Source organism: Curvibacter sp. T50, assembly GCF_057219955.1.
Genome location: NZ_JBXVVU010000001.1, coordinates 1,030,567 through 1,054,172, shown reverse-complemented (window position 1 = coordinate 1,054,172; position 23,606 = coordinate 1,030,567). Strand labels below are relative to the sequence as shown.

Annotated in this window: 19 protein-coding genes; 9 read left to right on the top strand and 10 right to left on the bottom strand. The window is 64.2% G+C overall.

The annotated features are described in order from the left end of the window. The first annotated feature begins 4 nt into the window (after positions 1–4). The 3 genes from cobS (at position 5) to AC2EBU_RS04990 (ending at position 2,512) form a co-directional block, all read left to right on the top strand. Entirely contained in the window at positions 5–805 is an 801-nt protein-coding gene (gene cobS, locus AC2EBU_RS05000) for an adenosylcobinamide-GDP ribazoletransferase (protein ID WP_484609263.1), read from the top strand. Further along, positions 802–1,416, top strand: coding sequence for a histidine phosphatase family protein (locus AC2EBU_RS04995; protein ID WP_484609262.1), 615 nt, complete (start codon positions 802–804; stop codon positions 1,414–1,416). Before cobS ends, AC2EBU_RS04995 begins: the two co-directional genes overlap by 4 nt. A 178-nt stretch (positions 1,417–1,594) precedes the next feature. After that, the gene (locus AC2EBU_RS04990) at positions 1,595–2,512 is read left to right on the top strand and encodes an HTD2 family dehydratase (protein ID WP_484609261.1); all 918 of its coding nucleotides are present in this window, start codon (positions 1,595–1,597) and stop codon (positions 2,510–2,512) included. A gap of 55 nt (positions 2,513–2,567) precedes the next feature. Here the strand turns inward: AC2EBU_RS04990 and nth are convergent, their stop codons facing one another. Next, positions 2,568–3,206 (bottom strand): endonuclease III, encoded by a 639-nt coding sequence (gene nth / locus AC2EBU_RS04985; protein WP_484609260.1) that lies wholly within the window; start codon positions 3,204–3,206, stop codon positions 2,568–2,570. After that, positions 3,203–4,246, bottom strand: coding sequence for a BLUF domain-containing protein (locus tag AC2EBU_RS04980; protein ID WP_484609259.1), 1,044 nt, complete (start codon positions 4,244–4,246; stop codon positions 3,203–3,205). The genes nth and AC2EBU_RS04980 overlap by 4 nt, the downstream gene beginning before the upstream one ends. Before the next feature lie 103 nt (positions 4,247–4,349). Between AC2EBU_RS04980 and AC2EBU_RS04975 the strand changes: the two genes are divergently transcribed. Both AC2EBU_RS04975 and AC2EBU_RS04970 read left to right on the top strand, forming a co-directional pair. Then, positions 4,350–5,543 (top strand): aminotransferase-like domain-containing protein, encoded by a 1,194-nt coding sequence (locus AC2EBU_RS04975; protein ID WP_484610122.1) that lies wholly within the window; start codon positions 4,350–4,352, stop codon positions 5,541–5,543. 130 nt (positions 5,544–5,673) lie between these two features. Then, on the top strand, positions 5,674–6,303 hold the full coding sequence (locus tag AC2EBU_RS04970) for an FHA domain-containing protein (RefSeq protein ID WP_484609258.1): 630 nt from the start codon (positions 5,674–5,676) through the stop codon (positions 6,301–6,303). A gap of 21 nt (positions 6,304–6,324) precedes the next feature. Here AC2EBU_RS04970 and AC2EBU_RS04965 read toward each other — a convergent pair whose 3' ends face one another. Beyond that, the gene (locus AC2EBU_RS04965; RefSeq protein WP_484609257.1) at positions 6,325–6,954 is read right to left on the bottom strand and encodes a TetR/AcrR family transcriptional regulator; all 630 of its coding nucleotides are present in this window, start codon (positions 6,952–6,954) and stop codon (positions 6,325–6,327) included. Positions 6,955–7,020: 66 nt separating this feature from the next. Here AC2EBU_RS04965 and AC2EBU_RS04960 point away from each other — a divergent pair, with 66 nt between their 5' ends. Together AC2EBU_RS04960 and AC2EBU_RS04955 are read left to right on the top strand one after the other, a co-directional pair. Next, positions 7,021–9,099, top strand: a complete 2,079-nt coding sequence (locus AC2EBU_RS04960) for an oxidoreductase (protein WP_484609256.1) — start codon at positions 7,021–7,023, stop codon at positions 9,097–9,099. Positions 9,100–9,149: 50 nt separating this feature from the next. Then, positions 9,150–9,404, top strand: coding sequence for a hypothetical protein (locus tag AC2EBU_RS04955; protein ID WP_484609255.1), 255 nt, complete (start codon positions 9,150–9,152; stop codon positions 9,402–9,404). 64 nt (positions 9,405–9,468) lie between these two features. Here the strand turns inward: AC2EBU_RS04955 and AC2EBU_RS04950 are convergent, their stop codons facing one another. Next, positions 9,469–11,847, bottom strand: a complete 2,379-nt coding sequence (locus AC2EBU_RS04950) for a GspE/PulE family protein (RefSeq protein ID WP_484610121.1) — start codon at positions 11,845–11,847, stop codon at positions 9,469–9,471. Between the two features lie 133 nt (positions 11,848–11,980). Next, entirely contained in the window at positions 11,981–13,030 is a 1,050-nt protein-coding gene (locus AC2EBU_RS04945) for a quinone-dependent dihydroorotate dehydrogenase (RefSeq protein WP_484609254.1), read from the bottom strand. 37 nt (positions 13,031–13,067) lie between these two features. Between AC2EBU_RS04945 and rpiA the strand changes: the two genes are divergently transcribed. Continuing rightward, positions 13,068–13,745 carry a ribose-5-phosphate isomerase RpiA gene (rpiA, locus tag AC2EBU_RS04940; RefSeq protein WP_484609253.1) on the top strand — a complete coding sequence of 226 codons (678 nt, stop codon included), beginning with the start codon at positions 13,068–13,070 and terminating at the stop codon, positions 13,743–13,745. A 101-nt stretch (positions 13,746–13,846) separates the two neighbouring features. Here rpiA and AC2EBU_RS04935 read toward each other — a convergent pair whose 3' ends face one another. The 5 genes from AC2EBU_RS04935 to AC2EBU_RS04915 all read right to left on the bottom strand — a co-directional run bounded on the left by AC2EBU_RS04935 (position 13,847) and on the right by AC2EBU_RS04915 (position 20,736). After that, positions 13,847–14,512 (bottom strand): glutaredoxin family protein, encoded by a 666-nt coding sequence (locus AC2EBU_RS04935; RefSeq protein WP_484609252.1) that lies wholly within the window; start codon positions 14,510–14,512, stop codon positions 13,847–13,849. 23 nt (positions 14,513–14,535) lie between these two features. After that, complete coding sequence (locus AC2EBU_RS04930) at positions 14,536–16,590, bottom strand: M3 family metallopeptidase (RefSeq protein WP_484609251.1); 2,055 nt, start codon at positions 16,588–16,590, stop codon at positions 14,536–14,538. 30 nt (positions 16,591–16,620) lie between these two features. Further along, on the bottom strand, positions 16,621–17,502 hold the full coding sequence (locus AC2EBU_RS04925) for a bifunctional methylenetetrahydrofolate dehydrogenase/methenyltetrahydrofolate cyclohydrolase (RefSeq protein WP_484609250.1): 882 nt from the start codon (positions 17,500–17,502) through the stop codon (positions 16,621–16,623). Positions 17,503–17,572: 70 nt separating this feature from the next. Continuing rightward, positions 17,573–18,199 (bottom strand): response regulator transcription factor, encoded by a 627-nt coding sequence (locus tag AC2EBU_RS04920; protein WP_484609249.1) that lies wholly within the window; start codon positions 18,197–18,199, stop codon positions 17,573–17,575. Beyond that, positions 18,196–20,736: a PAS domain S-box protein gene (locus tag AC2EBU_RS04915; protein ID WP_484609248.1), complete on the bottom strand. Its 2,541-nt coding sequence runs from the start codon at positions 20,734–20,736 to the stop codon at positions 18,196–18,198. The genes AC2EBU_RS04920 and AC2EBU_RS04915 overlap by 4 nt, the downstream gene beginning before the upstream one ends. Before the next feature lie 150 nt (positions 20,737–20,886). On the opposite strand from AC2EBU_RS04915, the gene aceE reads away from it, so the two are divergent. Further along, complete coding sequence (aceE, locus tag AC2EBU_RS04910; protein WP_484609247.1) at positions 20,887–23,592, top strand: pyruvate dehydrogenase (acetyl-transferring), homodimeric type; 2,706 nt, start codon at positions 20,887–20,889, stop codon at positions 23,590–23,592. Positions 23,593–23,606 lie beyond the last annotated feature (14 nt).

Here is a 23,606-nt window from a genome sequence, read left to right as displayed (position 1 = left end):
GCGCATGGAACCTGTTCGCCATTTTCTGATTGCGGTGCAGTTTTTTACCCGTATTCCGATTACCGGGCGGCTGGCGGACTGGGTCGGTTTTTCGCCAGCCCGGCTGCGCGCCAGTGCAGCCCATTTCCCCGGTGTCGGCTGGGTGGTGGGTGGCCTGGTGGCGCTGGTCTTCTGGGGGCTCATGCAGGCGCTGGTGGCGCAGCCGGCAGCGCCCTGGGTGGCAGCGGTCCTCAGCACGGCATTTGGCGTGTGGCTCACCGGCGCCTTTCACGAAGACGGCTTGGCCGACACGGCCGATGCGCTGGGCGGCCATGTCAGCCGCGAACGTGCGCTGGAGATCATGAAAGACTCGCGTATCGGCACGTACGGCGCCATTGCGCTGGTCCTGGCGGTGCTGACCAAGGTTCTGCTGCTGGGCCTGCTGGTGCAGGCCTGGGGCGCTACCCAGGTGGCCTGGGCTTTGCTGGCGGCGCATGTCACATCGCGGTTCATGCCCTTGCTGGTGATCGCGACCCTGGAGCATGTGGGCGATACCCCGACCTCCAAGAGCAAGCCGCTGGCTGATCGCATCGATGCCAGCGGTCTGGCCGTGGCGCTGCTGTGGTGGCTCGCAGCGGTCCTCTTGGCCGGGTCGACCGCGCCGGACCTGCAATGGCTGCCGGCGGTGCTGGGTGCCGCGCTGGGGCTGGCCTGGGTGTGGCGCTTGTTGCAGCGTCGACTGGGCGGCTTCACGGGGGATGGGCTGGGCGCGACGCAGCAGGCAAGCGAGCTGGGCTTTTACCTCGGGCTGGCGCTGGCGGCATGAACGGTTCACCTTGTGGCCGGCGCCTGTGGCTGGTGCGCCATGCGCGTGCCTTGGGCGCCGAGGGCCGGTGTTATGGCCGCACCGATCTGGCCGCGGACCGGGCCGAGACCGGCCGTGCCGCGCAGGCCCTGGCCGTGGCGCTGCCGCCAGGCGCGCGTTTGCAGGTTTCCCCCGCCGGGCGAACCCGGGCGTTGGCGCAGGCCCTTCAGGCCTTGCGGCCCGACTTGCGCGCGACCACCGATCCGCGCTTGCAGGAGTTGAACTTTGGCTGCTGGGAAGGAATGCTCTGGGGCGCCATATCCCGCGCGGACCTGGACGCTTGGGTGGCCGACTTCGCGACGCATCGGCCGGGGGGCGGCGAATCGGTTGCCGATCTGCTCACCCGGGTGGCACCCGCACTGGCGCATGCTGATGCCGATACCCGGTCGCCAGGCGGCGGTGACGCGGTCTGGATCACCCACGCCGGAGTGATCCGCGCGGCGCTGTGGTTGCGTTGCCACGGGCCGGCCGAACTGCCCCGGGCCGGCAACTGGCCGGCATTGACACCCGGTTGGGGCCGCTGGATTGCCTTGCCGGTTCCCGCGACCCGGTTTGTTGGATTGCAAGGTTAGCGGGGGCTGCGGGTTGCCCGGTTTGCCTTTTTGCGCACGATTTCAGGTGTTTTCGGTCTATACCCAGCGCAAAAAGGTCTTCTTTTGCTATATAAAACATAGTCCTTCCGGACGCTGGCGGCGGTTTGGCGCGGGACAGGCCGGCGCTGGCGCCACGTATCGGCGAAGATGCACGGTCATGACATCTGCCCAATCGAACCTGCCTGGTCCGCAAGCACTGGCCGCCCTGCGTGAGTGGGTGGGCCGATGCGAGACGCTGACCGACACCATCACGGCCGCGCCGCTGCTTGGCCTGTCCGCGACGCTGGATCGGGATGATCCGCCACCGGCCGACGGCGATGTGGTGCCACCGCTGGGACACTGGCTGTTTTTCCTGCCCCGGCACCGGCACAGTGAACTCGGCCCCGATGGCCACGCCCGCCGCGGCGGCTTTCTGCCACCGGTGCCGCTGCCGCGGCGCATGTGGGCCGGTGGTCGCCTGGTGTGGCAGCCGGGTAACCCGCTGCGGGTCGGTGACCGGGTGCAACGCCATTCTCGGATCGAATCGGTCACCCACAAGCGCGGGCGCAGTGGCGATCTGGTATTTGTGCTGGTGCGGCATGCCATCCACAACACCGTCGGCCTTGCATTGACGGAGGAGCACGACATTGTCTACCGGGCGGCAGCGCCATCGCCGGGACCGGGCGCGGTGGGGGATCAACCCACGGTCGCGCCGGCGCACTCGGTGGTCGCCGGCGACGCGGCCGCCTGGCAGCGCACCGTGCTGGCGGACGATGTGCTGCTGTTTCGCTACTCGGCGCTGACGTTCAACGCCCACCGCATTCATTACGACCGCCGGTACGTGACCGAGGTCGAAGGCTACGCCGGCCTGGTGGTGCACGGGCCGCTGATTGCCACCTTGCTGCTCGATCTGGTGCAGCGACATGCCCCCCAGGCGTCGGTGACGCGGTTTGCCTTCACGGCGCTCCATCCGACCTTTGACGGGCACCCGATCGGACTGAATGCGCAACCCGCTGCGGATGGCCGCTCGGTGGTGGTCTGGGCCTGTGATCACGAGCGGCGGCTGACCATGCGCGGTGAGGTGCATCTGGCCTGAGGGGCCAGGTCCATCGGACGATCTTCGCGGAGGCGCCCCCCAGTGCCGGCGAGGCTCAGGGCGCGGGCGTCTTGGTACGGAAATCGCAGGTCCTTGCAACCGCACATTCCCAGCAGCGGGGTTTGCGGGCCTGGCAGACATAGCGGCCGTGCAGGATCAGCCAATGGTGGGCGTCCACCCGGTACGCTGGCGGCACCCGTTGCATCAGTTGGTGCTCTACCGCCAGTGGCGTCGCCCCGGGCGCCAGGCCAGTTCGGTTGCTCACACGAAATATATGGGTGTCCACGGCCATCGTCGGTTGGCCGAACGCGACGTTGAGCACCACGTTGGCGGTTTTGCGACCGACGCCGGGCAGGGCCTCCAGAGCCTCGCGGGTCCGCGGTACCTCGCCGCCATGCTGATCGACCAGAATGCGGCAGGTTTGCAACAGATGCCGTGCCTTGCTGCGGTACAGGCCGATCGTGCGGATGTGGTGCTCCAGACCGTCAAGGCCCAGTTCCAGCAGTTTACGGGGGGTGTTGGCCACCGGAAAAAGGCGTCGCGTGGCCTTGTTTACCCCCACATCGGTGGCCTGGGCCGACAAGAGCACGGCGGTCAGCAGCTCAAAGACGCTGGTGTACTCCAGTTCGGTAACCGGCTGCGGATTGGCGGCCCGCAGTGTGGCAAAAAATGTCTCGACAGAAGTCGGTGTCATGGTGCGGTCGGGTCGGGTCGGCTTTCATACCAGCCCGAACTGTCCGGCACTCCGGCTTCGCCCAGTTCGCGGTCGATGCGGGCCCACAAGGCGGCATGGTCGCGCTCGCGCCATGGCTCGGCGACCGCAAAGCGTAGTCCTTTGGCTGCGGCATGGCTCGCCACCCGTTCCAGGGCCGCTTCATCGGGCGCAAAGGCCATCAGTTGCGGCGCGGAGGGCAGTCCCCGCAAGGAGAAATCGATCAGATCGACCAGTTCGGCGTCCTTGTTGATGCTTCCGCTGAACAGCAGGGCGATGAAGCGCCACTCCGGAAGGAAGGCGCGCCGCATGCCATGGCGCAAGTCAACGCGTGAAACCGCCAGAACCCGGCAAGGCAGTTCCTGACGCAGAAAGTCGACGTAGTCTGAGGCGGTATCCAGACCGCGTTCGCCGGCAACCCGCAGGCTATAGCGCTCGGCCTTGAAGTAGCTGGACAGCCAGCCCACCAGATCATAGGCCGACGCCCCGGTCGCAGCCACCAGGCCGACGCGGTGGAATTTCTCGGGGTCCGGGAGGCGCAGAGCTTGTGGCAGCCGCATGGGCATGGTCAGGCGGCGGATCACCGATGTCGGACGAAACTGCAAACCCTCGGCCATACAGGCACGCAAGTGCATGACCCGCCGGCCCATTTCGGCAGCACCTTCGCTTGACGAACCCAGCGCCATCGACCAGGGCGACGTGAGGTTTCGGGGCCCCAGGCTGTAATGCACCACCAGGGGGGCCCGATGGCGGCGGTCGGTGGCCAGGCGGTCAGCCAGTGCCCGCACGGCCACCCGCGGCCCTTCGGCCCAGTGGATGAACCAGCCGCTCTGGTAGATCAGCGTCGAGTGGATGCCGACGGACGGGTTGTGCCGCAACGCGGCATCGCGGATGGTCTCCATCGTGGCGTAAATGCCCTGGCGCTGCGCCACCACACTGGCGAAGATCAGGCGCTCGACGGTCTCCTCGCCGGTTCGCGGCGTCTCCGGTGGAATGGGGACAGGGCGGTCGGGCAGTTGCATGATGGTGGTTGATCATAGAGGCAAAGCGACGCGCTCCTTCTGGCGGTTTCCCGCAGGCGTCACAATAGCGTAACCTTCGATTTCATCGCCTGTTGCCATGCCCATACGTTTTGCTGATCGCCTCGACAACGTCGAAACCTCTGCCATTCGCGAACTGTTCAAATTGCTGGGCAAGCCCGGCATCATCAGCTTTGCCGGGGGATTTCCCGACAGTGCATTGTTCGATGTGGAGGGAATGCGTGCGTCGGTGGACGCGGCACTGAGCACGGATCCGGGCGCCGCCTTGCAGTATGGTGCGACCGAGGGCTTTCAACCCTTGCGCGAGCAACTCGCTGCATTCATGGCTGCCAAAGGCGCGCAGTCGGTAGCGGCCGAGGACCTGATCGTCACTACCGGCAGTCAGCAGGCGCTCGACCTGCTGGGCAAGACGCTGATCTCTCCCGGTGACACGGTGATCGTGGAAGGCCCGACCTTCCTGGCGACCATTCAGTGTTTCCGGCTTTACGGTGCACGGCTGGTCAGCGCGCCGATCGACGGGCAGGGCGTTCGCACCGACGAACTGGAGCGTCTCATCGTCGAGCATCGACCCAAGTTCATTTACCTCATCCCGACTTTCGGCAATCCCAGCGGCGCGATGCTCAGTCTGGATCGGCGTCGCCGTGTGCTGGAACTGGCCGCACGATACGACACGGTGGTCGTCGAGGACGACCCCTATGGAGACCTGTATTTTGACGCGCCTCCGCCGCCGAGCCTGCTCCAGCTCAGCGCTGAAGTTCCCGGGAGCCGTGAGCGACTGGTGCATTGCGGCAGCCTGAGCAAGATTCTGTCGCCCGGTCTGCGGGTGGGCTGGATGGTGGCGCCGGCCGAGTTGCTGGCGAAGGCAACGATGTGCAAACAGTTCAGTGATGCACACACCAGCACCTTTGCGCAGGCGACAGCGGCCCAGTATCTCGCCGCGGGCCGATTGCCTGCGGCTCTTTCGGCGGTTCGACGCGTGTATGCCGAGCGGGCAGTGAGCATGGGCGAGGCCTTGCGGCGTGAAATCGGAGCAGCCGTCAGTTTTGTGCCGCCGGCCGGCGGGCTTTTTGTCTGGGCACGCCTGACCGGCGCTGACGGTCGGGGAACCGACGCCGCCGCGTTGGCGCGCCGTGCGATCGATGAAGGTGTCGCCTTTGTCCCGGGCGCGCCGTTTTACTGCGCTGACCCGGACCAGGCCACGTTCCGCCTCAGTTTTGCGACGGTCGGTAAGGAGCGGATCGAAGAAGGTGTGCGGCGACTGGCGCGTGCTCTCGCCTGAACGTATTCCGCAGCCCGAAACGCGGGCCCCAATTGGGCGGAAACCTCCGATCCGGGCTGGCGCTGACAGGTGAATATGTGTTACAAAGTACTCACATACGAGCAAAAGCACGCGACGAAGTACCAAGAACATGGCTGAACTGGTGGTTACGATGGATGGATCCGCTTCGCAGCGGATTCGGCTGGTCAAAGAGCGTACGGTGGTGGGACGGCGTCATCTGAACGATCTGGCGCTGAGTGACATTTCCGTCAGCGGCGTGCACTGTGCGTTTGAACGCACCGACACCGACGAGGTCTGGGTGCAGGACATGGACAGCACCAACGGGACCTATGTCAATGGGATCCGGGTGAACCGGTGCCTGCTCAAGGATCGTGATCGCCTGTCGGTGGGCATCTACCGCATAGAGTTCCGTGGCCGCGCTGAAGTGCCGGAGATGAGCCGAACCACCCCGTTACGGCCGGAAGACATCGCACCCCGGCGTGCGGCAGGTGCGCCCGCGGCGGCGCGGCTGAGGGTGATCAGCGGACCGACTTCCGGGTTGGAAGTGCCACTCGTCAAGGCGGTCACGACTTTCGGCAAGCCCGGAATCGCGGTCATGGCGGTGTACAACCGCATTGGCGGTTATTACGTGGCCATGGTCGAAGTGGGAAAGACACCATCCAGGCTGGACGGGCAATTGCTCGGGGGCGAAGCCATGCCCTTGCCTGATGGCGGAATCCTCGAATTGGCCGGCACCCGGATGCAGTTCATCCTGGCCTGATTGTCCGGCGCCGCGGCGGCGTCAGTTCCGTACCGCGCGCCAGGCCGTGTCGGCCAGAATCTCCCGGTAGGTCTGAGGGCCTGGCAATTGGCCCGGACTGCCCAACCAGGCGCGGCAATAGCTTTGTACGGGCCCCATGACCAGAGAGGGCAGGATGTCGCAGGGCAGATCGCGTACGGCGCCGCTGGCCTGATGCGGTTCAAACCAACGCAACAATGCCCGGTTGCGGTTTTGGGCCGCCGCCAGCAAGTCCGCACGGCGGGGACCGCTGGCGACATGGCTGCGGGCCTGGAAGAGAAAGCGCGCCCGGTCGGGCGCCAGGACGACCCAGTCCAGGTAACCGGTCACGAGCGCACAAACGCCTTCGCGCAGTCCTTGCGCGTGATCCAGCGCATCTTGAATGGCGCGTGATTGCTCGTCAAAAATGTCGAAAAACAGCGCGGCAACAAGACCCTCTTTGCTGCCGAAATGGTGATAGATGCTGCCCACGCTGGCGCCACACCGGGCGCGGACCGCGTCGATGGACACGGCATCCACACCACAGTCCATGGCGCAATCCAGCGCGGCCTGAAGGATCAGGCGCTGTCGGTCTGGGGTGGTCCCGCGGGTACCGGGGCTGGTGCGGGGTGCGACGGACGTTTCGTCAGGCATCGGATTTGCTGCAGAAAGATGTTCTAGAATAATATTCTAATCTTTGCCCTGTACCGAGCTGAACGCATGACCGACCTGAGCAAGCCCATTGGCTCATCCTTGTATCCCCGGCTGCTCGCCCCCCTGGACCTGGGTTTTACCCGGTTGCGTAACCGGGTGCTGATGGGCTCGATGCACACCGGCCTGGAGGACGGCCGCGATCTCAGCCGACTTGCAGCCTATTTCCGCGCTCGCGCAGAAGGCGAAGTGGGATTGATCGTGACCGGCGGTTTTGCGCCGAACATCGCGGGATGGGCGAAACCCTTTGCCGGAACGCTTTCAACTTCCGGCGCTGCCCGGCGGCACCGCGTGGTCACCGATGCGGTTCATGGCGCCGGCGGAAAGATTGCCCTGCAGATCCTGCATACCGGGCGATATGCCTACCAGCCCCTGCTGGTTGCGCCGTCTCGCCTCAAGGCACCGATTTCACCTTTCACGCCGTTCGAACTTTCGGCACGGGGTGTCGAGCGGCAGATTCGCGCCTTCGTCAACTGTGCGGTCAAGGCCCGCGAGGCCGGCTATGACGGCGTCGAAATCATGGGGTCCGAGGGCTATTTCATCAATCAATTTCTGTCCGCAGCGACGAACCACCGAACGGACGAGTGGGGCGGCGACTATTCGAACCGCATGCGCCTGCCGCTCGAAATTGTCGCCCGGACACGCGAAGCGGTTGGCCCGGATTTCATCCTGATCTACCGACTGTCCATGATCGATCTGGTCCCTGGCGGGAGTCGATGGGACGAAATCGTCACCCTGGGCAAGGCCGTTGCCCGAGGCGGGGCGACGCTGGTCAATACCGGTATCGGCTGGCACGAGGCGCGGGTCCCGACTATTGCCACCAGTGTTCCGCGTGCGGCTTTTGCGTGGGTCACCGGCAAGATGAAGCAGGCGTTTCTGGCCGATGGCATCACCACCCCGCTGATTACGTCCAACCGCATCAATACACCCGATGTGGCCGAGCAGGCATTGGCTGACGGCTGTGGGGATATGGTCTCCATGGCCCGGCCGCTGCTGGCGGACCCGGATTTCGTGCGCAAGGCGGCCCGGGGGCAGGCCGACCAGATCAATACCTGTATCGGGTGCAATCAGGCATGCCTGGACCACGTGTTTCGCAACCGCCTGAGCAGCTGCCTGGTCAATCCGCAGGCCTGCCATGAAACCGAGCTGATCTACCGACCGCTGGGTCCTGGCGTGACCGCACGGCGGATGGCGGTGGTGGGTGCCGGGCCTGCCGGACTTACCGCAGCGACCATTCTGGCCGAGCGCGGACATCGGGTGACGCTGTTCGAGGCCGCTGACACCATTGGTGGCCAGATCAATCTGGCAAAGCAGGTTCCGGGCAAAGAGGAGTTCTACGAGATGCTGCGCTACTACCAGCGTCGACTGGAGATCACGGGCGTCGAAGTCTGTCTGGGGCGCAAGGTCGGCGCGAACGATCTGGCTGAGTTCGACGAAGTGATTGTGGCAACCGGGGTGCGGCCACGCGATCCGGGCATCGCCGGTCAGGACCATCCGCGTGTCGTCAGCTACATCGACGTTCTGGCCGGGCGCAAGACGGTGGGAAGTCGCGTGGCGGTCATTGGCGCGGGGGGAATCGGTTTTGACGTGGCCGAATACCTGACCAGCGATGGGCACTCGACGGCAACCGATGTGGCAGCATGGATGGCGGAGTGGGGGGTCACCGACCCCGAAACCGCAGCTGGCGGACTGGCTCCTCAGGGCCCCCAACCGCCTGTTTCACCGCGCGAAGTGACCCTCTTGCAGCGCAAGGCCGGCAAACTCGGCAACGGGCTGGGGAAGACGACAGGCTGGATTCATCGTACTGCGCTGAAGATGAAACGTGTGCGAATGGTCGGAGGCGTGAACTACGAGCGCATTACCGACGAGGGACTGATGATCAGTTTTGGCGAGAAGCGCGAAACCCCGACCACCATTGCTTGCGATACGGTCGTGTTGTGCGCGGGACAGGTGCCCTTGCGCGATCTGGCCGACGAACTGGCGCAGGCGGGACGGAAGGCCCATGTGATCGGTGGTGCATTCGAAGCGGGTGAACTCGATGCCAAACGGGCCATCGATCAGGCGGCGCGACTGGCGGCCCGGCTATGATCGTCGATCGGGACGGCCATTGGGGGCCATGTCCTGCGGGAGATCATTGAATGGCCGAGAAGGTTATCGAGACGCCAGACTACAAGCTGTACCCCTCGCCGCGCAACCAGCACCGGGAGTTGTTCGAACACCAGGTCTTTGTTCCGTATCCCTATGCGCTGATTGACCTGCCATCGTATTCGCTGGCCGGACGGAGCAGCCTGTTTGCGGCCTGCCGGCTTGCAGACAGGAAAATGGGGCAGTTGGTCAGTTTCGAGAACCCGGCCGATACGGTGACTTTCCAGCGCCTGTTCGTGCCCGACTGACGACAGGACGGGACGCGACCCGAGAACGGCGCCACACGGCCCCTTTCTGCGGTGCGGGCGGCGGTCAGCGGATGCAGACCGAACGAACCTGCTTGATGTCGGTCATGCCCATCATGATCTTTTCCATGCCGTCCATTTTCAGGGTGCGCATGCCGCTGGCCACGGCAACGGTAAAAATCTCGGCGACGCGGGCACGCTCCTGGATCAGTTTCTTGATTGCGTCGTCAGCCACCAGCAGTTCATGAAGCCCTAGCCGGCCCTTGTAGCCGGTCTTGTTGCATTTGTCGCAGCCCACGGCCCGATAGAACTTCAGTTTGCCGTCCTCGCCGTAGGTTTTGACCCAGCCTTCATAGAGCTTTCGCGCTTCGCCGGCGGGATCGGCTTTCCACGCCGGTGACATTCGCAAGTCCTCGGCATACTCGGTGATGAAAAGGCGGATCTCCTCCTGGTCCGGCGTGTACGCCTGTTTGCAGTCGCAAAGGCGCTTTGCCAGACGCTGCGCGAGGATGCCCAGCAGCGCATCGGCGAAGTTGAAAGGGTCCATCCCCATGTCCAGCAGTCGGATGATGGACTCAGGCGCACTGTTGGTGTGCAGTGTGGAGAACACGAGGTGCCCGGTCAGGGAGGCTTCGACCCCCATGCTGACTGTTTCCTTGTCACGCGATTCGCCCACCATGATGATGTCGGGGTCGGCGCGCAGGAAAGCCCGCATGACCAGGGCAAAGTCGATCCCGGCCTTTTTGTTGATCTGGACCTGGCGCAGGCCCTTCTGTGTGATTTCCACCGGGTCCTCGGCGGTCCAGATCTTGGTGTCCGGGGTGTTGAGGAACTTCAGGATCGAGTGCAAGGTCGTCGTCTTGCCCGAGCCGGTCGGCCCGCAGACGTAGAACAGGCCGTAGGGCTTGCTGACGGTTTTTTCCACCCGCTCCCGGTTGTGGGGCGTGAGGCCGAGCTTTTCGAGCGGGATCGGTTCACCAGCCGCCAAAATCCGCATCACCACGTCCTCGACACCGCCTGCCGAAGGCAGGGTCGCGACCCGCAACTCGATGTCCAGCGGTCCGTATTTCTTGAACTTGATCTTGCCGTCCTGCGGCTTGCGCCGCTCGGAGATGTCCAGGTCACACATGATCTTCAGCCGTGTGACCAGGGCCTGCCGGAAATGGGCCGGTACCTCGATATAGGGCTGCAGGCTGCCGTCAATGCGAAGCCGGATACCGGTCTTGGCCTTGCCCGGCATGGGTTCGATATGGATGTCCGACGCCTTCATGTTGTAGGCGTCGATGATGATCTTGTTGACGAACTTCACCAGTTCGTTATCGGCTGCGGCAGATTCCAGGGCGGAATCTTCCCCCAGATCGGCGTCGTCCGACGGCGCGCTCAGGTCCGCCAGCATGTCGTCGATCGAGGTGGAATCGGCGCCGCCGGTCGAGCCGAACAACTGGCTCAGCGTTTCTTCAAACTCGGTCTGTGTGGTGACCCGGTAGCTGAACCGGGTCTGTTTCGGAAACACCTGCGGCACGATCCGTGAGCCCCGAACCGCCTCCGGGTCCAGGCACATGATCACCAGTCCTTCGGGCGTTTCCTCCAGCGGGATCCACGCCTGGGCAGCGACAAATTCCCGTTTGAGCGCGCCGTGCAGCATCTCGGAACGGATACGGGTCGGTGAGTACGGCTCGTAGGGCACACCGAAGAAGCGGGCAAAGGACGGGCCCATCTGCGCGGGGCGGATCTGCCATTCCGCCATCAGCACGTGCTCAACCGGTTTGGCCGACTCGCGGGCATGCTGGATGGCTTTTTCCAGATCGGCGTGGCTGAGAACGCCGTCGGTGACCAGTCCGTCGTATTTGGTGGCTTTGCCGCGTTTGGCGTTACGCTCTTTCTCGATGCGTTGCCGGATTGCCGTCGCCAGGGTGTGGCACAACTGCGTGACACCATCGAGCTCCAGCGGTCCGAACGGCGAGTCGCTCTTGTTATTGATGACCTGCATCACACCATGCAGCGTCTCGCCGTCGAGGATGGGCGCCACCAGCATCTGCTTGGTGCGGTAGCCGGATCGACGGTCAACCTCCTGCAGAAAATTCAGTTCCGGGTCAATGCGTTTGAGGGCCGCAGCGTCGTAGACGTCTTCAATGTTGAGAACCCGGTGTGTCTTGGCCACAAAGCCGGCGATCGTCTTGCCACCAATGGGCAGCTTGAGTTCCTTGCTGGACGCCAGGCCGGTCTTGACTTTCGAGACGATGGTCGCGCCGTCTTCGCCGACGGCGTACAGGGTCAGGCGGTCGGCGTTGAGCAGTTTGCAGATGTCCTGGCTGACCTCCAGCATCAGCGCATCCAGATTCTGGGACTCGTGAATGCGGGTCGTGACCAGTTGCAGTTGCCGGTAGAACAGCGCGGCAAAGCTGATGTCCCGTTCGCCGGGGGGGCGGGCCTGAGCGGCAGCCAGTTGTTGCTCGGAGTCCTTCCACGAGGGGGGAAGGGTGGACTGGAAATCATTCACGGCGGGGGGCTCCGGCTCGGTTCGGCATGCGGGTGCAATGGTAACCGGCCCGTCCGATGGTGTCACGGATGCCGTACGCTCATGGCGAGCGCCGGTGCTGCCGCAGGGCACGCGCCGCCTCGGCCACCAGCGCCGGGCCTTTGTAGATCAGTCCGGTATAGAGCTGCACCACATCGGCTCCGGCCTCGATTTTGCTCACTGCGTCGGCGCCGCTGAGAATTCCACCGACCCCGATGATCGGAAAGCCGGGCCCCAGCGCGGCGCGCAACTGGCGGATGACCCGGTTGCTGCCCTCCAGAACCGGGGCGCCTGACAGGCCGCCGGTTTCGTCCGCGTGGGGCAAGCCCTTCACCGCGTCACGGCTGAGTGTGGTGTTGGTTGCAACAACGCCGTCCATGCCGTGGCGCCGCAAGGTCGCGGCAATGACCTGAACCTGCTCATCATCCAGGTCCGGGGCAATCTTGACGAATACCGGCACCCGACGACCATGCTGGCTGTTCAGTTGTTCCCGGCGTTCGGCGATGGCACCCAGCAGGCCGTCGAGCGCCGCATCACTTTGCAGGGCACGCAGGTTTTTCGTGTTGGGGCTGGAGATGTTGACGGTGACATAGTCGGCATGCGGGTACACGCCGTCCAGGCCAATCAGGTAGTCTTCCGTCGCGTTTTCGATCGGAGTGACCGCGTTCTTGCCGATGTTCAGGCCCAGGATGCGGCCGTTGCTGCGAAAGCTGGAACGCGACACATTGGCGACAAAAGCGTCCAGGCCCTCATTGTTGAAACCAAGCCGGTTGATGAGCGCATGGGCCTGTGGCAGCCGGAACATGCGGGGTTTGGGGTTGCCGCTCTGGGCTTTGGGTGTCACCGTGCCCACTTCAACGAAGCCGAAACCCATGGCACCCAGCGCGTCGATGCAGCGGGCATTCTTGTCCAGACCGGCGGCCAGGCCGACGCGGTTGGGAAAGCGCAGGCCGGCCAGGCTGACCGGGTCATCGACCAGACCGTTGCTCCAGGCCCATTGCAAGGGTGTACCGCTGGCGCGTTCGAGTGCGTGCAGCGTCAGTTCGTGCGCGGCTTCGGGATCCAGGCCAAACAGAAAGGGGCGGGCGAGGCCATAGGGGATCAGGGACATCGGATAATTCTCGTCAAACTTCCGTGGATTGTCGCAAATGACCCAAGACGAACTCAAAGCTCTGGTTGGACGGGCCGCCATTGACTATGTTGTGCCCGGCGAGATTGTCGGCGTGGGAACAGGCTCCACAGTGAACCAGTTCATCGCGGCGCTGGCCACAGTGAAGGACCGCATTCCCGGTGCGGTATCCAGTTCGGAGGCCTCTACGGCGCGGCTGGCCGCATTGGGCATCCCGGTGTTCGACTGCAATGAGGTGGGTGAGCTGGCCGTCTACATCGACGGCGCCGACGAAATCGATGTCCGGGGCTACATGGTCAAAGGTGGCGGCGCGGCGCTGACACGCGAGAAGATCGTGGCAGCGCAGTCACGCCGCTTTGTCTGTATCGCCGATGAGTCCAAGCTGGTGCGCACATTAGGGGCTTTCCCATTGCCTGTTGAGGTCATTCCCATGGCCACGGGTCGGGTGATGCGGCAATTCGGTGCGCTGGGGGCGCAGGCGTCGGTGCGTCTCAAGGACGGGCGGCCGCTGGTCACCGACAACGGTCAGCACATTGTGGATGTCACCGGCCTCAAGATTGACGACCCACTGGGTTTCGAGTCGACCGTCAACCAATGGCCCGGTGTCGTGACGGTGGGTATTTTCGCGCACCAGAAAGCGTCGGTTTGCCTGCTGGGCACCCCGCAAGGGGTCCGGACACTGGATTTCACGCAATAATGCCTGATACCCAGCGTAAAAAGGTCACTTTACGCTACTAATAATGTAGTAAATCGCCGCCGGTGGCAGCGTTGCGCCTGCGGCTGTTTCCCGCGCGAAGTTCAGAACCGGATTCCCGCAGGATTGCTGTTGTCGACCGGAGCGCGCTGAGGCGCGGCGCGAGGGCGGGTCGGCACCGCCTGAACCGGCGGGTCGGAGCTGGCCGCGGCGGCCGACGCTGCGGGTGCGGCTGCCGGCACCGCGGGACGTTCGGCCGCGACCAGGGGGGTTGCCGCAGGCCGGCGGTATCCCGGTGGCAACTGCGAGCTGGCCGGATACGCTGCGGCGTCAAGGAACTGTCCCCACTCCACATCCGAAAAGCCCCGGACTTGCTGGCCGCCGATGGTCAGAAGCGGTAGCGCCGCTTCACCGGCCAGGCGCTGCAGCGCCGCAATGTCGTCGGGTGTGCTGACGGTGCGTTCGCTGAAAGGAATGCCCCGTCCGATCAGGTACTGGCGACCGGCATCGCAGGCCGCGCACTGCGGTCCGCTGTAAAGCGTCACCGGGTAGCGGCTGGCAACCTGCGCCAGCTCGAATGGCAACGCGACGCCACCGGAGCCACCGCCGCTTGCGCGGACCGGCGCAGATGCGGCGGCGAGGGGTGGACGGTCCGTGAAGGTAACGCGTCCGTCCGGACCGACAACCCGGTAAACCGGCTGGGCCGACGCGAAATGGACTGTCAACACGAGGGCTGCGGCCAGCGCGGTCGGCAGAGGGCGGTTGATCATGGCGGTGTTCCTTTTGTGTCGGTTCAGTGCATGCCCTGGTGCCGAAGCAGCGCGTCCAGGTGGGGTTCGCGGCCCCGAAAGGCCTTGAACGATTCCATCGCCGGCCGACTGCCGCCGGCCTCCAGGATTTCCCGCCGGTATTGTCGGCCGGTTTCCAGGCTGGGTGTGCCATCCTCCGCGGAAGTTTCCTCGAATGCGGCGTAAGCGTCGGCAGACAGCACCTCAGCCCATTTGTAGCTGTAGTAACCGGCCGCATAGCCGCCGGCGAAGATGTGGCTGAATGTATGGGCAGTCCGGCTGAACGCCGGCGGCTGCACCACCGCGACCTCGGCACGCACGCGGTCCAGCAAGGGCTGAAAGTCCTTCGGCGGTTGCTGTTCGGTGTGCAAGAGCATGTCAAACAAGGCGAATTCGATCTGGCGCAGGGTTTGCATCCCGCTTTGGAAGTTCTTGGCGGCGACCATCTTGTCAAACAGCGCCCGTGGCAGCGGCTCGCCGGTATCGACATGGGCCGTCATGTGCCGCAGCACGTTCCACTCCCAGCAGAAGTTCTCCATGAACTGGCTGGGCAGTTCTACCGCGTCCCATTCCACGCCACTGATGCCGGAGACGTCGCGTTCGTTGACCCGGGTCAGCAGGTGGTGCAGCCCGTGCCCGAACTCATGGAACAGGGTGATGACGTCGTCGTGCGTCAGCAGGGCGGGGGCGCCGTCGACGCCCGCCGCAAAGTTGCACACGAGGTGCGCTACCGGGGTTTGCAGCGACCCGGTGTCGGGGCGCAGCCAGCGCCCGCGCACGTCGTCCATCCAGGCGCCGCCGCGTTTGCCCGCGCGGGCGGGCTGGTCCAGGTAAAACTGGCCAACCAGTTGGGGCGGGTGGTCCGGGCCGTCCGGATGAGCGCGTTCGATACGGTAGAACTCCACAGCGGGATTCCAGACGGCCGCGACGTCGCGCCGGATGGCCACTTCAAACAGCGTTTCGATGATCCGAAACAGTCCTGCAACGACCTTGGGCGCGGTGAAGTACTGCTTGACTTCCTGCTCGCTGAAGGCATAGCGGGACTCTTTGAGCTTTTCGCTGATGTAGGGCCAGTCCCAGGCCTGCGGGTCGGCGATGCCCAGTTCCTTCGCGGCGAACGCACGCAGATCATCGATGTCGCGCTGCGCGTAGGGACGGGCTTTTTTGGCCAGTTCGCGCAGGAAAGCGATGACCTGTTGGGGTGACTCGGCCATTTTTGGCACCACCGACACCTCACCGAAATTGCGGTAGCCCAGCAACTGGGCCTCTTCATGGCGCAATGCCAGGATCTCGCGGATGAGCGCCGAGTTGTCGAAGCGCATGCCGTCGCCCTGGGCCTGATCCGAGGCCCGCGTCACGTAGGCGCGGTACAGCCGCTCTCGGAGCGCACCGTCGTGGGCGAATTGCATGACTGGCAGGTAACAGGGCATTTTCAGGGTCAGCTTGAAGGCGTCCCGGCCCTCGGCCTGGGCCGCCGCACGCGCCGCCTGCCGGACGTCCTCCGGTACACCGGCCATTTCGGCCTCGGTCGCAAAGTGGCTGTACGCGTCGGTGGCGTCGAGGGTGTTCTCGCTGAACTTCTGCCCCAGCTCGGCCAGCCGCTCCTGGATCGCCGCAAACCGATCCCGGGCCTCGCCCACCAGTTCGGCGCCACCGAGGACGAAGTTGCGCAAGGCATTGCGATGAGCCTGGCGTTGTTCGGTGTTCAGCTCGGACGGATCAATGGCCTTGTACCGGGCGTAGAGGCGCTCGTCGGCACCCAGACGGGTCCAGAAATCGGTGACCCGCGGCAAAGCAGCGTTGTAGGCGGCTCGCAGTTCCGGCGTATCGGCCACGCTGTTGAGATGGTTCACCGCGCCCCAGGCACGACCCAGCCGGTCGGTCGCGACATCAAGTACCCGCGCGATGTCGACCCAGCGGGCCGGGAAGGTCGCTGCCGTTACTTGCGCCAGTGCGGCGTCGGCGTCGGCCAGCAGCTGATCCAGTGCCGGGGCGACATGTTCGGGGCGGATCGCATCAAAGCGGGGCAAGTCGGAAAAATCGAGGAGTGGATTGCTCATGGGACTGAAATGCGGTCGTGTACGGCAGGATCAAGTGGCGGTGGGCCGGGCGCCTTCGGCGGCGGTGCATGCCCGTTCGGCCGCCTCGATGGTGTTGACCAGCAGCATGGCACGGGTCATGGGGCCGACGCCGCCAGGCACCGGCGTGATCCAGCTGGCCACGGCGGCAACGCCAGCGTAATCCACGTCGCCGCAAAGTTTGCCCTCGTCATTGCGGTTCATGCCGACATCAATGACGACCGCACCCGGCTTGACCATGTCGGCCGTCAGCACGTTGCGTTTGCCCACCGCGGCGACCACCACATCAGCCTGCCGGGTCAGCGCCTTGAGGTCGGCCGTCGCGCTGTGGCAGATGGTGACGGTCGCATTGCGCTGCAGCAGCATCAGGGCCATGGGTTTGCCGACGATGTTGCTGCGGCCGATGACAACCGCGTGTTTGCCGCGCAGGTCATAGCCGATACTGTCAAGCATTTTCAGGCAGCCGTGGGGTGTGCAAGGCCAGAAGCCGGGCAGGCCGGTCACCAGCGCACCGGCGCTGGCCACATGAAAGCCGTCCACATCTTTCGCGGGGGCGATTGCTTCGATCACCTTGCCGGCGTCCATATGCCGCGGCAGCGGCAATTGAACGAGGATGCCGTGGACCGACGGGTCGCGGTTGAGGGCGTCGATCCGGTCGAGCAGCGCGGACTCGGTCATATCGGCCGGGTATCGCTCCAGTGTCGCGCCCAGGCCGGTTTCGGTGCTGTCGTTCACCTTGTGCCGGGTGTAGACCTGGCTGGCCGGGTCCTCGCCGACGAGAATGATGTTCAGCTGCGGGGAAACACCGCGCGCTTTGAGGGCGGCCGTGCGCCCGGACACCTCGGCACGGATCGCGCGGGCGAGGGCATTGCCGTCAATGGTTTGTGCGGTCATGGGGACTATCCAAGCAAAAACGCCCGTTGGCCATTGTCCCTCGGGCGTTGGTTTCGTCAGGGGGAAACACTCAGTTTTTCGGAGCGTTCTGGCCGAGCGCGATCTTGAGCAGGTCGGCCACGGTATTGGCGTTGAGCTTTTCCATGATGTTGGCGCGATGCGCTTCCACCGTCTTGATGCTGATGCCCAGATCGTCGGCGATCTGCTTGTTCAGGCGTCCCGCGACGATGCGCTCCAGCACCTGGGCTTCGCGACCGGTAAGTTTGGACAGCAGGGCGTCGCGGCTTGCTGCCTGCTGGTAGTCAGCGAACGCGGCGCGCGCCTGTTCCAGCATGCGTTCAACAAGGCCGAGGAGTTCGTCTTCCTTGAAGGGCTTCTGGATGAAATCCATGGCGCCCTTCTTCATGGTGTTGACTGCCATCGGCACGTCGCCATGGCCGGTAATGAAAACGATAGGCAGGGGCGAGCGGCGTTCGATCAGACGGTCCTGCAAATCCAGGCCGGTCATGCCGCCCATGCGGATGTCGACGATCAGGCAGGCCACCTCCCGCACGTCGTAGCGGGCCATGAAGGTCTCGGCCGAATCAAAGCAGCGAACCCGGTAGTCCTTGCCCTCCAGCAGCCACTGGAGCGAATCGCGAACGGCCTCGTCGTCGTCGACCACGTAGACCGTGCCCCGCTTGGGAATCAAACTCATGCAGTCACCCCGGAATCCTTGAATGCTTGGCTTGGTGCCATGTCGGACACTGGAATCCAGAACGAAAAACAGCAGCCGACCACCTCGTTGCCATTGTAGAGGTTCTCCGCCGCGATCCGGCCCTGGTGCGACTCGACGATGGAGCGGCACAGGTTCAGGCCGATGCCCATGCCCTCGGCTTTGGTCGAAAAGAAGGCCTCATACAGGCGCTCCATGACCTCCGGCGGCAGACCCCGGCCGGAGTCGGTGACCAGGAACTGTACGCAGTCCTGCCCGCTGATGTTGCGGGGAAGCACCCGCAGCTCCACATTGCGTTGCGCCGGCGGGCGGGCAGCGGTGTCGACGGCCTCCGCAGCGTTCTTGAGCAGGTTGACCAGGACTTGTTCGATCAGGATCGGATCAACCATCAGCTGTGGCAACCGCGCGGCGACGTAGTGCGAGAGGCGCACGTTGCGCCGCCGCAATTCGATATCGGCCAGTTCAACGGCTTCGTGCACGATGTCCGGCACCCATGACGGCGTCCGATTGGGTTCGCTGCGTTTCACAAACGAGCGGATGCGCTGGATGATCTGGCCGGCACGCTGGGCCTGGTGCGCGGTTTTCTCCAGTGCACCCAGCAGCTCTTTCTCTTCGATCTGCTGGCGGCGGATTCGGGAGATCATGCCATTGCAGTAATTGTTGATGGCTGTCAGCGGCTGGTTCAGTTCGTGGGCCACGCTGGAAGCCATCTCGCCCATGGTAATCAGCCGGCTGGCCGTCTGCGCCCGTTCGGCCTGGGCAGCCGCTTGCTCTTCGGCCGTGCGCCTGGGGGTGATGTCGGTGGCAATCACCATCTGGGCCAGGCGGCCATCGACCCAGTTGAGGTAACGCGATCGCACCTCCAGCCACTTGCCCAGGTCGGAAACAAGAATCTCGGCATTTTCGGTGGTTGCAGTGGTCAACCCGCCCGTGGGCAGTCCGGCAAACGAGTCGACCGCATCGCCGCCCTCGCCACTTGCGGGAGAGGTCGGAACCCCCGCCTGCTCGACCAGCCGCAGATGGCCGCTGGCCTCGGCGCCGAACCACTGCCGGTAGAGCTTGTTGGCAAAAACCAGTTCGGCGCTGCCCAGCGGCGCGACCGAGACCGACGCATCCAGCGCTTCCAGCACCGTGGTGAATCGCTCGTACGAGGCCGACAGCTGTTCACGGATGCGGTTCGGTTCGGTAATGTCCGTCATGGATGTCATCCATCCGTTCTGGTTCCCTTGGGCATCAATCAGGGGAGAAACGTACATTCGCGCATCAAACAGAGACCCGTCGCGTCGCTTGACCCGCACCTGGAAACCGCCCGGTGTGGTGCGGCCGCTGATCTCGTCGTCCAGGCGCTGTGCCAGCGCTTCGCGGTCAGCGTCCGGCCAATAGGGGAATGGCGCGGTGCAGCCGACCAGCTCGGCTTCGGACCAGCCGGTCATCGAACAGAACGCGGGATTGACATAGGTGATCCGGCCCTCCATGTCGAGGGCGCGCATGCCCGTGAGCATGGAGTTTTCCATGGCACGGCGAAAGTTGGTCTCGGTCACCAGGGCCTGTTGTGCGCGCATCCGCCGACGGGTATGCCGCCAGTTGCCGATCAGCATCCATGCGGTCATCACGCTCAGGGCCACGACCAGCCAGAACAGCCCGCTGCCGATGACACCCAGGGAAGTTCGCCAGGCCTGGGCGCGCAGGACCAGCCCGTTGCCGACCGGCGATACCGGGACTTCGTAGGAGTTGACGCCGTCCCGCCATGGCATCAGATCGGCTTCGGCGCTGCGGGACGGAATCTGCTGACCGGCAAGCAAACCCTCGTGGCCGTCAAGAAGGGCCACGGCATATCGGGCCGAAACCTCGGGCGGTACGCCGTACCGCAGCAGTCCGTCGATCGAGTATTCGCCCAGGACCACACCGGCAAAACGCCCCTGGTCAGTGAGGGGCGTGTGCAACTGCAGGGATGTCACGGTGCCGGTACCGCGAGGAGGCTGCGAAAAAACGGGCTGGGCCAGGTCGCGCGCCAGGCTGAAGCTGCGCTCGGTTTCACCCAGGGGCAGCAGTTCGCCGGCGATCCACTGCTGCTGTGCCATGACCGATGGTGCGGCCTGGCTGGCAATGATCTTGCGGCGGTCATCGATCCAGGTAATGGCCTGTATCTCAGGGTACTGGGCAATCTGCGATTCCGCCCGCGCCATGAACTCTTCCGGGTCCAGCTCGCGCGACGAGATATCGCGTGCCAGACGCATCAGTTGCTCCTGACGCTCCAGCAGGCGCAGTCGCAGGCGCTGCTGGGCATATTCAACATCCCGCTTGACCGCCTCCTGCTCGCGTTCGACCTCTTCCAGCCGCAGGTACCAGAAGGCTGACGCGATCGCTGCCAGGAACAGGCAGACCGCCGCCAGCGGCGCCAGCATGGCGAAGCGATCCTGGCGGGTGGGCGCAAGGCGGCTCCACCAGCGCCGCACCCAGTGCCATGGGCGCAGTGTTGCGGCGTCTTCGCCGTCCCGGGGGTCTCGCTGTGCTGCCATGGGGCAAGTGTAGGGGAGCGCGAACCGTCTGGAAGTTTGTGAAAATATTTCATGATACGGAAACGGTATCCAGCATTTGAAATTTCAGATATTCTGTGAGAAACTTCGTCTGTCGTACTACAGTCCGTGAAAAACCACCGAGGAGACCTCATGTCAAGCCAGTCCGAAATCCCACCGGGCCGCGTTGCGGCCGATCCCGACCATCAGGAAACCCGCGAATGGATGGATGCGTTGTCCGCAGTCATCCAGTCCGAAGGTCCCGACCGCGCCCATTTTCTGCTGGAGCAACTGCTTGAACACGCGCGGCAAAACAGCATCGACCGGCCGTTTTCCGCCAACACCGGCTATGTCAACACCATCGAACCGGACCAGGAAGAGCGGTGCCCCGGCAACATCGAGATCGAAGAGCGCCTGCGTTCCTACATGCGCTGGAACGCGATGGCCATGGTGGTCAAGGCCAACCGCCACAACCCTGAGGACGGCGGCGACCTGGGCGGGCACATCGGCTCGTTTGCATCGCTGGCGCACATGTTCGGCGCCGGCTTCAATCATTTCTGGCATGCCGAAAGTGAAGGCCATGGCGGTGATTGCGTTTTCATCCAGGGCCACGTGGCGCCCGGTGTGTATGCCCGCGCCTTTCTGGAAGGGCGCCTGAGCGAAGAGCAATTGCTCAACTTCCGTCAGGAAGTCAATGGCAAAGGGCTGTCGAGCTACCCGCACCCCAAGCTGATGCCCGAGTTCTGGCAGTTCCCCACGGTGTCCATGGGACTGGGTCCGCTGATGGCGATCTATCAGGCGCGTTTCCTCAAGTACCTGCATGCGCGTGGCATTGCCAACACGGAAAACCGCAAGGTCTGGGTGTTCTGCGGCGACGGCGAGATGGACGAGGTGGAAAGCCTGGGCGCCATCGGCCTGGCCGCGCGCGAGAACCTCGATAACCTGATTTTTGTCATCAACTGCAACCTGCAGCGACTGGACGGGCCGGTGCGTGGCAACGGGAAAATCGTGCAGGAGCTCGAAGGCGAGTTCCGCGGCGCGGGCTGGAACGTCATCAAGCTGCTCTGGGGCAGCAACTGGGACCCGCTGCTGGCGCGTGACAAGGACGGGGCCCTGCGCAAAGTGATGATGGATACGCTCGACGGCGATTACCAGTCCTTCAAAGCCAATGACGGCGCCTATGTGCGCAAGAACTTCTTCGGCCGTGACCCGCGCACGCTGGAAATGGTGGCCAAGATGAGTGACGACGACATCTGGGCCTTGCGTCGCGGCGGTCACGACCCGCAGAAGGTCTACGCTGCATATCACGCCGCCGTCAGCCACAAAGGGCAGCCCACCGTGCTGCTGGTGAAGACCATCAAAGGGTTCGGCATGGGCAAGGCCGGGCAGGGAAAAATGGCGGTCCATCAGACCAAAAAGCTCACGGACGAGGACATCCGCGAGTTCCGCGACCGCTTCAACATTCCCATTCCCGACAGCGAGTTGCCGAAGATTCCGTTCTACAAGCCGGCCGACGACACACCGGAGATGAAATACCTGCACGAGCGGCGCAAGGCGCTCGGCGGCTACCTTCCGCACCGGCGCACCCGCGCCGACGAAAGCTTCACGGTGCCCGCGATCGAGATTTTCAAGGCCGTCCTGGAGCCCACGCCCGAGGGGCGGGAGATTTCCACCACCCAGGCTTACGTGCGCTTCCTCACCCAGTTGCTGCGTGATCAGGCCTTGGGCCCGCGCGTAGTGCCCATCCTGGTCGATGAAGCCCGCACTTTCGGCATGGAAGGCCTGTTCCGCCAGATCGGCATCTACAACCCCGCAGGCCAGCAGTACACCCCGGTCGACAAGGACCAGGTCATGTATTACCGCGAAGACAAGGCGGGCCAGATCCTGCAGGAAGGCATCAACGAAGCCGGTGGCATGGCCAGCTGGATGGCGGCCGCCACCAGCTACAGCACCAGCAACCGCATCATGGTGCCGTTCTATGTCTATTACTCAATGTTCGGCTTCCAGCGCATCGGCGACCTGGCCTGGGCGGCGGGCGACATGCAGGCGCGCGGCTTCCTGCTGGGCGGGACCTCCGGGCGCACCACACTCAACGGCGAAGGCCTGCAGCACGAAGACGGCCACAGCCACATCCTGGCCGGGACCATTCCCAACTGTGTCAGCTACGACCCGACGTTTGCGCATGAAGTCGGTGTCATCCTGCACCACGGCCTCAAACGCATGGTGGAGAAGCAGGAAAACGTCTTCTACTACCTGACCCTGCTGAACGAAAACTACGCCATGCCCGGCCTGACCCCGGGCACGGAAGCCCAGATCATCAAGGGCATGTACCTGTGCAAGGAAGGTCCCAAGATGACCCCGCGTGTGCAGCTGCTGGGCAGCGGCTCCATATTGCGCGAGAGCCTGGCTGCGCAGGAGCTGCTGGCGGTGGACTGGGGCGTGGCCGCCAATGTGTGGAGCTGCCCCAGCTTCAACGAGCTGGCACGCGATGGCCAGGATTGCGAGCGCTGGAACCTGCTGCATCCGCAGGAAGCGGCCCGCGTGCCCTTTGTCTCGCAGCAACTGGATGCCCATCCGGGGCCTGTGGTGGCGTCGACCGACTACATGAAGAACTATGCCGAGCAGATCCGTCCTTTCATCCCCAAAGGGCGCAGCTACCGGGTTTTGGGCACCGACGGTTTCGGCCGCAGCGATTTCCGCAGCAAGCTGCGTGAGCACTTCGAGATCAACCGGCACTACATCGTGCTGGCCGCCCTGCGGTCGCTGGCCGACGAGGGCACGGTGCCGGTGGCCAAGGTGGCCGAGGCCATTGCGAAGTACGGCATCAAGGCCGACAAAGTGAACCCGCTGTACGCCTAACCCCATCCGGAGAC